Genomic DNA, 9,939 nt, shown 5'->3' on the forward strand with positions numbered 1-9,939 from the left:
GCGCTTTGTACTCGGCCCACTTCGCGTCGAGAAACGCCGGGTTGTAATACATCGGCTTCGGATGCGCGCGGAATCGGTCCACCAGCACGCGCGTGTGCTCCGGTGTGCCGCGAATGTATACAAGCATCGTGTGATCGGCGAGACAGCGCAGCACGGGATCCTGCGCGTCGTGCGCATCGACCACTTCACAGAGGCTACCACCGGAGTCGCAGACGAAATGCGAATAGCCGTAGATCTCCTTCGCGCGCTCGATGAACTGGGGCACGTCGAGCAGCGCCCGGATCTCGGCCACGCGATGTTGCCCCTGACGCCGCCGGTACTCGTCGAACGACAGACCACCTCGCTCCGGATCGCCCGGTTTGCCGAGATAGGTCGACAGTGGACTCAGATTTTCGAACGAGATGTTGGAGCGGATGTAGATCGAGTCCGAGCGCAACAACTGGTGCAGGAAGGGATTACGCATCGCCTCCCGCTTGAAGTTGTCGACGATATGCTCGTCCATGTATCGCGTGCCGATGCGATAGTCGACGGAGTACTGGAACCAGTCGTGCTTCTGCAGCAGCCCGGCGAGGGACGTCTTGCCGACGCCGGACATGCCGAAAAAGGTCACGGCATGGGCGAGCTGTTCGCGGAGGGTTCGTCCCGATGAGAATCGCATCGTGCTAAGTTCCGCTCCAGCTCCAAGGACCTCAACCCCTCCCCCCGAATGTCGTTCGCCAAACATGGCTTGCAGGTGTTCGATATCCCGATCACGGTGTTGCCGGCGGATATCGACGACAATGACCACGTGAACAACGTGGTGTACCTGCGTTGGATCTTCGACGTAGCGCTGGCCCACTGGAACGCCAGCGCCTCGGACGCGATGAAGGCCGTGTATGGCTGGGTGGCCACGCGGCACGAAATCGACTATCGGCGGGAGGCGGTGTTGGGCGACGCGATCATGGCGCGGACGTGGATCGGCGCGGTCGATTCCCGGCGCTTCGAACGACACACGGAAATCGTGCGGACCGCCGACGACCACGTGCTGGCCCGTGCCCGGTCGCTCTGGACACTGCTGGCCCGCGATACGGGACGCATCACGCGCATCCCGCCCGATATGGTCGCGCTGTTTGCGGCGTATATGCACCCGGCGTAACGCCGCAACGGAGTGGAGTTTGGTGTGGCCGCGTGGTGTGGCGTTCGGTATGGCCGCGCGCCGTCGCTTCGCTCCGGCGCCGGCCCCTCCCCCGCAGAGGCGGCTGCAGGGACCCCCGTCGCGCCCTGGCGGTGACAGTCCCGGGCGGAGCGCACGCGCACGATGCCGGTGCCGCGGCAAGGGGTGCGCCAAACGTCCCGAGCGGACACGCCGGTGGTGAGGGGATGGCCGCGCACGTGTCGGATGCACGGGCGAGGGCGCGGGGGGGGGAGACGGCTACACGGCGCGTGGCCATCCCCACGCATGAAAGCCGCGAAGGGGAGACCACGCGCCCGACCCGCATGCCGGTCCCGGATGCAAGCGTCGTTTCACAGAACGCAGCGTAAACGCACCACGATCTCAACCCACGCGCACGTTACAGATCAGCCGAAACGCGTACCACGAAGGCGCGTCCTGCCGCGTCCGCGAAGTGTTTGTAGCGGGACATGAAATCCCGGTAGCGCGTGTCGAACAGATTCCGTACGCTCACGTCCACATACACGAGGCCACGCGGTGTGAGACGGCTCAATCCGGCCGACGCCGACGCGACGTGCCACGCCGCCGGGGCGAAGTCGTCGCGGAACGTGCGCGTCTGTTTGGTATTCCACTCGCTCGAGAGCGAGGCATGTCGGCCCGGCGCTCGCTCGTCCCAGCGTAAGGTGAGCATGGCGCGTGGCGGCGGCACGAAGGGCAGGGCCGTGTCGTCGCTCGTGTTCGTGGCGTGTACGAGGTCGGCCGTGGTCTGCAGCGACAGCGTGCGTGAGAGTGAAACCGCTACTCCCAATTCCGCGCCGACCAATCGCGCGTTTCCCTGTTCGATCTGCAGCGAATCCAGGGCGCGGCCGGGCATGCCGACGGGCGTGAGGTAGATGTAATCGCGAATGCGATTCACGTAGCCGGTGAGTTCACCGGTCACGCGAGCGGTATGCAGTCGGAGCGCGGCGTCGACGTTCACGCTCGACTCCACCCGCAAATCCGCGCGACCGATCTCGAAGGCGCGCGTGCCTTCGTGAAAGCCATTGGCGAACAAGTCGGACGCGTTCGGTGCGCGGAATCCACGCGCCACGTTCACGGCCACCGACAACGGCGACGTGGGGCGATACACGGCACCGAGCGTGCCCGTGGTGGCGGAAAACGCGCGATCGGTGGCCCCGAGTTCGAGCACGCGGTTGCCCGGCGTAGACAGTGTGCGCCAATCATGGCGTGCACCCGCGGACAGGGCGAATTCGCCGATGGTGCGCGTTTCCAGCGCGTAGACGCCCAGTGATCGGGCCGTGTTGTCGGGAATCAGCGTTTCGTTGCCGAAGGTGGTGAAACGCGTGTGTTGCACGGCCAGGCCGAACACACCGGTGGCGCCGAAGATCGGCGTATGATGCCAGTGTGCGAACCCCGAGGCCGAGCGCGACAGGAGTCCGAGTGCGACGTCCTGCGTGCGCTCATCGCCGAACTCCGCGCGCCGATTCTGTTCGAAGCCGGCCTGCAACTGCAGGCGCTGACCGTCGCGGCGCACGTTGGCGTCGAGCGTGCCGCGCAGCGTGCGAATCTGCTGACGACCGGTGTAGTTCGGTTCGGTGATCGGGTCGTCGGCTACCTGAATACGCTCATCGCGTAGCGAACCGGTGCCGGTGACATCGGCGCGCGCCCCCTGCCAGCCCAGTGCTCCTTCGGTATAGCCGGTGATGTTGCCGGTGTTCGACACGATGCCGCTCGGTGTACGCAGGTCGAGTGCACGGCGTCCGGTGCCGCTGACACGCCAACCGAGTGAGCCCGCACCCAGGGGGCTCGCGCCCTCACCCACCAATGTGAGCGACGGCGAATGCGCGGCACTGTTCCACGCGGTAGCGACACGGCCGCGCGTGACACGCGCACCGTTGTCGGCGATCGGCAGTGGACGGCGCACGACGTTAACGACGCCGCCCAGTGCGTCGGAGCCGTACAACACGCTGGCCGGTCCCTTCACGACCTCGAGGCGTTCGGCGTCGGCCGATTCCACGTTGGGGGAGTGATCGTGCCCCCATTGCTGCGTTTCGGTGCGCTGGCCGTTGGCGAGTGTGACCACGCGATTGTTCGTCAGGCCGCGGATCACGGGTTTCCCGATACCGGTGGTCATGGAGAGCGACCGGATGCCCGGAATCTCTTGGAGCGTTTCGCCGAGCGAGGCGGAATTCGCGCGTCGGAGGTCGGCGCCGCTCAGCAGGGCCGTGGGTTGGGCGATGCGGCGGGCCTCGGTGGCCACCGCCGTCGCGGTGACCTGCATCGTGGGGAGCGCGCGAGCGCTCGTGTCGCGCTTGGCGCTGTCGGCGGGGGCGCGCTGGGCCGAGAGAGCCGTCGCCGAGAGGGCTGTCGCGAGCAAAGCGTAAGTCGTGAGCGTACGAATAATCCGAAATCGCTTTGGCATAAACCAAAATTAGGCAAGACTAAACCTTGACGCAAGGAGGCTCTTTACGCGAACCCGATCTTAGCGCCGGTACTGCGGGAGCCGCTCTTCATTCCCCGAGCAGGCGATCAGTTGCGACAGCCGTTTGGCGCGCGTGGCCGGCTGCTTAGCACTGATCACCCACCACGTGGCCGTTTTCCGATAGGACGGTGGCTGTTGGTCGAAGAACGCGAGCGCGTGCGGCGTCGTGGCGAACTGCGCGAGGTCGTGGACCGAGAACGCGACCTCGGCCTGCTCGAAGGCGTACACATTCGACTTGGCGTCGGTGCGCGCGCGGTAGGCGGCCAACCCACTTGGGCGCATACGGCCGTCGGCGATCAGCGTCTCCACATGCCGCAGATTCACGGCACTCCAGATGTTGCCCGCTTTCCGCGGCGTGAAACGGATGGAATAGCGCGCCTCGTCTACGCGCCGTCGCACGCCGTCGATCCAGCCGAAGCAGAGCGCCTCGCACACCGAGTCCGTCCACGACATGGACGGCGTGCCGGTTCCGACCTTGTGAAAACCGACCACGAACTCGCTATGCGAATCGTGGTCGGTTTCGAGCCAGAGCCGGAAGTCGTCGGCGCTGGCGAAGTAGTGCGGAGATGGTGGCGTCGTCACCACGGAAACTTACGGAACGAGTGCCGCTTTGGCCTGCGCCGGCTTCGGGTTCTTCACATACGTGTCCATCCACGCCACCCAACGCGCCCACAGATCGAGGTCGCTGGCATACGTGGCCACGCTGTGATCTTCGTAGGGATACATGTAGAGCGCAGCCTGCTTGCCGAGTCCCTGGAGGGCGAGGAACATGCGGCGAGAGCTGATCGGATCGGTACCCTGATTCTGATCTTCGATTGCGTGATACATGAGGAGCGCACCGGAGATCTTGTCGGCCCGGAGGAACGGCGACATGTCGAGGTACGTGTCCTGGGCCTGATAGAAATTGCGGCGCTCGCCTTGGAAGCCGAAGGGTGTGAGCGTCCGGTTGTACATGCCGTCGCCGGCGATGCCCGCCTTGAAGTTCGGCATGAGTGTGAGCGCGTTGACCGTGCTGAACGCGCCGTAGCTGTGACCACCGATGCCCATCTTGTCGCGATCCACGAAGCCGGCTTCCACCACGGCGTCGAGCACGGCGTCGAGATTCTCCTTGAGATCGCGCGTGTAGTTGTCGTTCATCTTGCCCGCATCGCCGAAGATCGGGATATCGGGTTCGATGAACGCGTAGCCCTGACTGACCCACAGCTTGGTGGCGGTGGCCGGACGCGCCGACGGGACTTCGGGGAACTTGTTGATGTTCGTGGAAAAGCGTGACCGATCGTAGTCCTGCGCGCTGGTGAACTCGCGTGGGTAGAACCAGATCACACCGGGCAGCTTGGTGCCGGGCTTCCAGTCGCGAGGCACCGTTACTTCGACCCAGAACCTGGTGCCGTCGCGCGGGCGTGTGACTTCGAGTCGCTTGAACTGCGCGCCGGTCACTTCGGGGGCGACGTCGAGATTGGTCGTGAGCTTCTTGGCGTCAGTGCTGCCGGCGATGCGCAGCCAGGCGTCGACGATGGTGGTCTTCGACTCGCGCGTCACGATGAACTGTGACAGGTCGTCGTCGAGCGGCGCCACGAACTCTTCGTACATGTTCGCTGGGCTGTCCATCACGCGTGTGCGGGCTTTCGATTCGATATCGAGCTTGTCGACCCAGGGACGCGGCGCCTGCGTGACCCATTTGGCCCCGTACGCACGCGTACCGGCAAGCGCGATCGACTTGCTGTCCTTGGCCAGCAGCACGTAGCGACGTCCGCCAGCGCCCGTGCGCAGCAACACCGAGCCCTGCGTGGAGTCCACAGCGCCACGGCTCGCACCACCACCACCTCCGAAACCCACAATCGCAGCCGGCAGCGACACGGTACGACCGAGGTTGTAGCGCTTGGACGTGTCCTTCACGCGCACCGCGATCGTGGCACCGCTATCGGTCACGAACATCGTGCTGCTGTCGCTGCTGTACAACACCGTCGACAGCTGCGCACTGCCGCGATACAGCACCGTGGTGTCGTTCACTCCGAACGGCGCCTGCCACTGCACGATCTTCCCCGTCTGCACGTACAGCAGTCCCGTCCCGATGGGGTTCCACTGGATGTTGCGCTTCGCACTATCGGCGCCAAGTCCGCGACGTGCCACGGTCGCGTCACCGTTGTCGGCCGGCGCGCCTTCGCGCAACGACGTCGTGGCAAGCGTGGTGATCACACGGCCGTTGGCGTCCCACAGCTCTTCGACCGACCCGAAGCTCGATGCAGGTACGAGATAGGAGTACGGCTCGGTCATGCGCGTGACGCGCACGAGGGCCCCATCGGGCGATGCATCGATATCGCGAATCGTGGCCGGCGCGCCGATCGCACGCACCGCTTTGCTGTTCACGTCGATCAGCGCGAGCTGGCCTTTCGTGTGGTACGTAAGCAGGGCCTTGTCATGCGGATCCTGCAGCAGGCTGAAATGCACCGGCTGCGGTACCGCGCGCGCGTCGGTGAGCCGCACCTGCGGTCCGTCTTCGATGCCGCCGGCGCCGTGCTCGGGAGCCGCGCCGCGATTCTCCGGCACCAGTACCGCCGCGATAACGCGGCCGTCGGCCGTGAACTCGATGGTGGTCACCAGCGTGGCCAGCAGCGCGCGACGCGACAGCTGTGCTGACTTGCCGCTCGCGATATCAGCGAGGTACACGTACGAGCCCGTCGGGAAGTTCGCGATGTATGCCACATGCGTACCGCGCGGCGACCACACCGGCGACGAAATCGACGCCCCGGCCGGCACGCTGATGGCGCGCGTGGTACCGGTCTTCGGGTCCACGAGCGTGAGGCCGTTGCGATTGCTGGTGGTCAGCGACCGCGCGCGATTGGCCCGCGTGTCGACCTGTACGCCACCAAGCCAGAGGTGCGGTGCGCCGTACGCCTTGATGTCGCCGCGATCACTGCCCGAGGTGCGCAGGAACCAGCGACGATCGGGGCTCGCATTCGTGAAGGAGATATCGACGCGGGGCGTCGTGATCATCCGCACGAGATTCTCGGGGGGCTTTACGAACGACTCGGTGCGCAGGATCTGTTGCGCATCCCAACCGGTGCTGGAATTCTGTGCCTGCAAAATCGCAGGCGCTGCGACGACCAGCGCGATAGACAGACGGGACGTGGCCCGACGGGGGGACATCACAAACATGCTCGGCTCCGGGGGTGGGAGAGACTCACGGAAAGTTTACGCGCCCGCACTGTCGCGCGTTCAGCTCTTTGCCGGTAACCTCAAGACATGACGAACCCGATGCCCCGTCGCTCCTTCCTCGCCGCCCTTGGCACTGGTGCCCTCGGCGCCGGCGCGATGCTCTCTTCCCGCGCCGCCGGGGCCAGTGGCGCGGCGGCCAACGCCGGCCGTTTGGACCGGATCGGTCTCGAGCTGTACGCCGTGCGCAAGGCGATGAAGGAGAACCCGGAGAAAACGTTGGCCGCGATCCGCGCCATCGGCTACACCGACGTGGAGCTCCTCTGGAGCTTCAAGAATTTCGATCGCTCGCCGAGCCAAGTGAAGGCGACGCTCAAGGCCGAGGGGCTCACCGCGACCTCGGCCCACATCGCCCCCGAAACGCTGCTCAGCGAGTGGTCGGAGAGTCTGCGCACCGCGAAGCTGCTTGGACACCAGTACCTGGTGGTGCCCAGCCTTCCCAGTGAAACGAAGCGATCCATAAATGCCTGGAAAATTTGGGCCGACCGCTTCAACGTGGCCGGCGAAGAGGCGCGTCGGGCTGGCATCTGGCTCGCGCTGCACAACGAGCCGGATCACCAGCGAAAGGTCGAGGGCGAGTTTCCGCTCGAGCTGTTCCTCAAGCGCACAGAGCCCAAGTTCGTGCGCTTCCAGCTCGACGTCGGCAACATGCTGATGGGCGGCGGCGATCCGCTGGACTTCCTGAGCCGCTACAAGGACCGGATCGGATCGTTTCACCTGAAGAACGTCGTGGCCGACCACATCAAAGATACGGAGCTCAGTGCCGGCACGTTCGATCTGCGGGCGTTTCTTGCGGCGGTGCCCGACCTGGCCAAGAAGCCGTGCTTCGTGGAGCAGGAAGGCGCCGCTGATGAACTGGCGAGTGCTAAGGCGAACTTCGAGTATCTGCGCGGGCTGAACCTTTAAAACTACAACTACAACTACAACAGCCACTGCGTTCGCGCGAAGTTCGCGTGAACCAGTTTTATTTTTGCGGTTGCTGTTCCTACGCGCTAGCGCGCGCGACCATGGCCTTGATCCGTTCCACGGCGGTCGTGACGCTGGCTTCGTCGGGGCCAAACGAAAAGCGCAGATATTGCCGAAATCGCGATGTGTGATCGGCGCGGCGCTTACCGGGATTGATGTCGAAGAAGCTTCCGGGCACCGTAATCACGTACTCTTTGAGCGCGGATTCAAAAAACGCGTCGCCTTCGTTCAGCGGCGCCGGCAGTGAAGCGACGCTGGCCCACACATAAAAGCCACCATCGGGTTCGTGCTCGATCGTGAGGCCGGCAGCGCGCAGGCCGTCCACCAACAGCCGACGCTTGCGGGCGAAGGCTTCGTGAATGGCGATCACCTCCGACCGTGCGCGTGACGGCTCCAGCAGCTCGCACGCGGCGTCCTGCAGCGGACGATTGCCGCCGCCGTCCAGGAAACTGCCGGCACTGGTGGCCGCGTCGATCACGCTGGCCGGACCGATGATCCAGCTCAGGCGCCAGCCGGGACAGCGCCAGCCCTTCGTGAGGCCGTCGAGAATCACGACCGGGTCGACGTTCACATCGTCCACATACTCGGCGGCACTCACCGTGGTGCCCGAGACCAAGGCCTCATCCCACAGGTAGTGCGAGTAGAACTCATCGAGAATGAGCGAACACTTGAGATCACGCGCTTCGTGTACCGCCGACGCGAGCGCGCTGCCGCGCATGACACGTCCGGTGGGATTGGACGGATTCGACATCAGCAGCGCGCCGAGTCCGCGGCCGGTGATCTCGCGGCGCAGATCACGCGTGGAGAGCGCGTAACCGGTTTCCGGTTCGAGCAGCAACGGGATCGCGCTGAACGAACCGAATATCTCGAGCAGCTCTTCGTAGGCCGTATAGTCGGGGAGCACGTGCCCCAGGTTCACGTTGCCGAGCGACGCCACCACACGCGTGAGCGAGGCACGGCCACCACCGCAGATGCACACATTTTCGGGGCCATACTGCGAGGCTTTCCCCACGCGATAGCGCGCGTTGTACAGGTTTGCGACGGCGCGTCGTAGCCCCTCCATGCCACCCACTGGCGCATACTCGTAGTCGTCCGACGAGATGTGCACGTCGGCCGGCCGTGGCGGCGCGTGCGGCAAGGGGCCCGTTTCCGGCTGCCCCTGTCCCAGATTGCACCATTCGGTGCTTCCCGGGCGAAAGCCCAACTGGCGCGCACGGTCCATGACGTAGATGACGCCCGTGTGCGGCACGGGGCGGAATCCCGGAATGGCAGGACGATCGATCGGCAACGACTGCGTGGGTTCGGCCATCTGTGAGCGCTACCAGTCCGTGGGCGTGTAGTCCTTGAGGAACTTGCCCCACACGTGCTCGCCCGTGTTGATACCATTGATGATCGGATCGACGATACGCGCCGCGCCGTCCACGATGTCGAGCGGCGGATGGAAGCGATGCTCGGCTACCTTCTTCTCCGCGATGTGCACGGGATCCTCGTCCGTCACCCATCCGGTATCCACCGCGTTCATGTGGATGCCGTCGTGTTCGTAGTCGGCGGCCGAGGTGCGCGTCATCATGTTGAGCGCGGCCTTGGCCATGTTCGTGTGCGGGTGGCGCGTCGTCTTGAACTTGCGATAGAACTGTCCTTCCACCGCCGACACGTTCACAATGTGCTTGTCGCGGTTTGGCGTGCGCAGCATGAGCGGCTTGAGTCGCGCGTTGAGCAGGAACGGCGCGATCGCGTTCACCAGCTGCACCTCCAGCAGTTCCACGCTCGGCACTTCATGCATCAGCAATCGCCACGAATTGCGGTCGCGCAGATCGACCTGTTGCATATCCTGATCGAGCTTGCCTTCGGGGAAGAGGTGCCCGCGATCGGTATGTTCTTCGGGCAACAGCGCCACCTGCGACAGCGCGGCGGCGTGCGTCATGCCCGCCACCTCGGCCAGCGCGCGCGGCAGCGTTTTGGGCGTAAGCATCTCACCGTCTTCCGCATCGGTGGATCCGGGCAGCATGTGATAGCCACGCACTCCTTCATACGCACCGAGCAGCTTACGCACCAGTTCGGGCATGCTGCTGAGCGCCGCCGTCTCGCCCTCCATCATGTGTTTGTAGAAGTCGGGCGGACGCCGCAC

At 64.8% G+C, this 9,939-nt stretch carries 8 protein-coding genes; 2 read left to right on the plus strand and 6 right to left on the minus strand.

All coding sequences use genetic code 11. From position 1 onward, the window contains the following. Window positions 1-658: ATPase (locus ACESNG_RS12880; RefSeq protein WP_373069272.1), on the minus strand; the 658-nt coding region annotated here is incomplete at its 3' end. A 48-nt stretch (window positions 659-706) separates the two neighbouring features. On the opposite strand from ACESNG_RS12880, the gene ACESNG_RS12885 reads away from it, so the two are divergent. Next, a complete protein-coding gene (locus ACESNG_RS12885; protein WP_373059433.1) occupies window positions 707-1,135 on the plus strand; it encodes an acyl-CoA thioesterase in 429 nt (142 codons plus the stop codon). A 415-nt stretch (window positions 1,136-1,550) separates the two neighbouring features. Here ACESNG_RS12885 and ACESNG_RS12890 read toward each other — a convergent pair whose 3' ends face one another. The 3 genes from ACESNG_RS12890 to ACESNG_RS12900 are packed head-to-tail and all read right to left on the minus strand — an operon-like array spanning window position 1,551 to window position 6,788. Beyond that, window positions 1,551-3,572, minus strand: a complete 2,022-nt coding sequence (locus ACESNG_RS12890; RefSeq protein WP_373059431.1) for a TonB-dependent receptor — start codon at window positions 3,570-3,572, stop codon at window positions 1,551-1,553. A 60-nt stretch (window positions 3,573-3,632) separates the two neighbouring features. Then, window positions 3,633-4,214, minus strand: a complete 582-nt coding sequence (locus tag ACESNG_RS12895) for a YdeI family protein (protein ID WP_373069273.1) — start codon at window positions 4,212-4,214, stop codon at window positions 3,633-3,635. Between the two features lie 9 nt (window positions 4,215-4,223). Continuing rightward, complete coding sequence (locus ACESNG_RS12900) at window positions 4,224-6,788, minus strand: prolyl oligopeptidase family serine peptidase (protein ID WP_373069274.1); 2,565 nt, start codon at window positions 6,786-6,788, stop codon at window positions 4,224-4,226. Between the two features lie 87 nt (window positions 6,789-6,875). Between ACESNG_RS12900 and ACESNG_RS12905 the strand changes: the two genes are divergently transcribed. After that, a complete protein-coding gene (locus ACESNG_RS12905; protein WP_373059427.1) occupies window positions 6,876-7,751 on the plus strand; it encodes a sugar phosphate isomerase/epimerase family protein in 876 nt (291 codons plus the stop codon). A gap of 79 nt (window positions 7,752-7,830) precedes the next feature. On the opposite strand, the gene ACESNG_RS12910 is transcribed toward ACESNG_RS12905, so the two are convergent. Both ACESNG_RS12910 and ACESNG_RS12915 read right to left on the minus strand, forming a co-directional pair. After that, window positions 7,831-9,120: a pyridoxal phosphate-dependent aminotransferase gene (locus ACESNG_RS12910; RefSeq protein ID WP_373059425.1), complete on the minus strand. Its 1,290-nt coding sequence runs from the start codon at window positions 9,118-9,120 to the stop codon at window positions 7,831-7,833. Between the two features lie 9 nt (window positions 9,121-9,129). Further along, window positions 9,130-9,939, minus strand: an 810-nt coding sequence (locus ACESNG_RS12915) for an SDR family oxidoreductase (RefSeq protein ID WP_373069275.1), incomplete at its 5' end; no start/stop codon positions are given.

It is taken from the genome of Gemmatimonas sp. (genome assembly GCF_041689975.1).
Classification (GTDB): Bacteria; Gemmatimonadota; Gemmatimonadetes; order Gemmatimonadales; family Gemmatimonadaceae; genus Gemmatimonas.

Coding starts and splice junctions, on each gene's coding strand:
- ACESNG_RS12885 (WP_373059433.1), top strand. CDS start 707: ATGTCGTTCGCCAAACATGGCTTGCAGGTGTTCGATATCCCGATCACG.
- ACESNG_RS12890 (WP_373059431.1), bottom strand. CDS start 3,572: ATGCCAAAGCGATTTCGGATTATTCGTACGCTCACGACTTACGCTTTG.
- ACESNG_RS12900 (WP_373069274.1), bottom strand. CDS start 6,788: ATGTTTGTGATGTCCCCCCGTCGGGCCACGTCCCGTCTGTCTATCGCG.
- ACESNG_RS12905 (WP_373059427.1), top strand. CDS start 6,876: ATGACGAACCCGATGCCCCGTCGCTCCTTCCTCGCCGCCCTTGGCACT.
- ACESNG_RS12910 (WP_373059425.1), bottom strand. CDS start 9,120: ATGGCCGAACCCACGCAGTCGTTGCCGATCGATCGTCCTGCCATTCCG.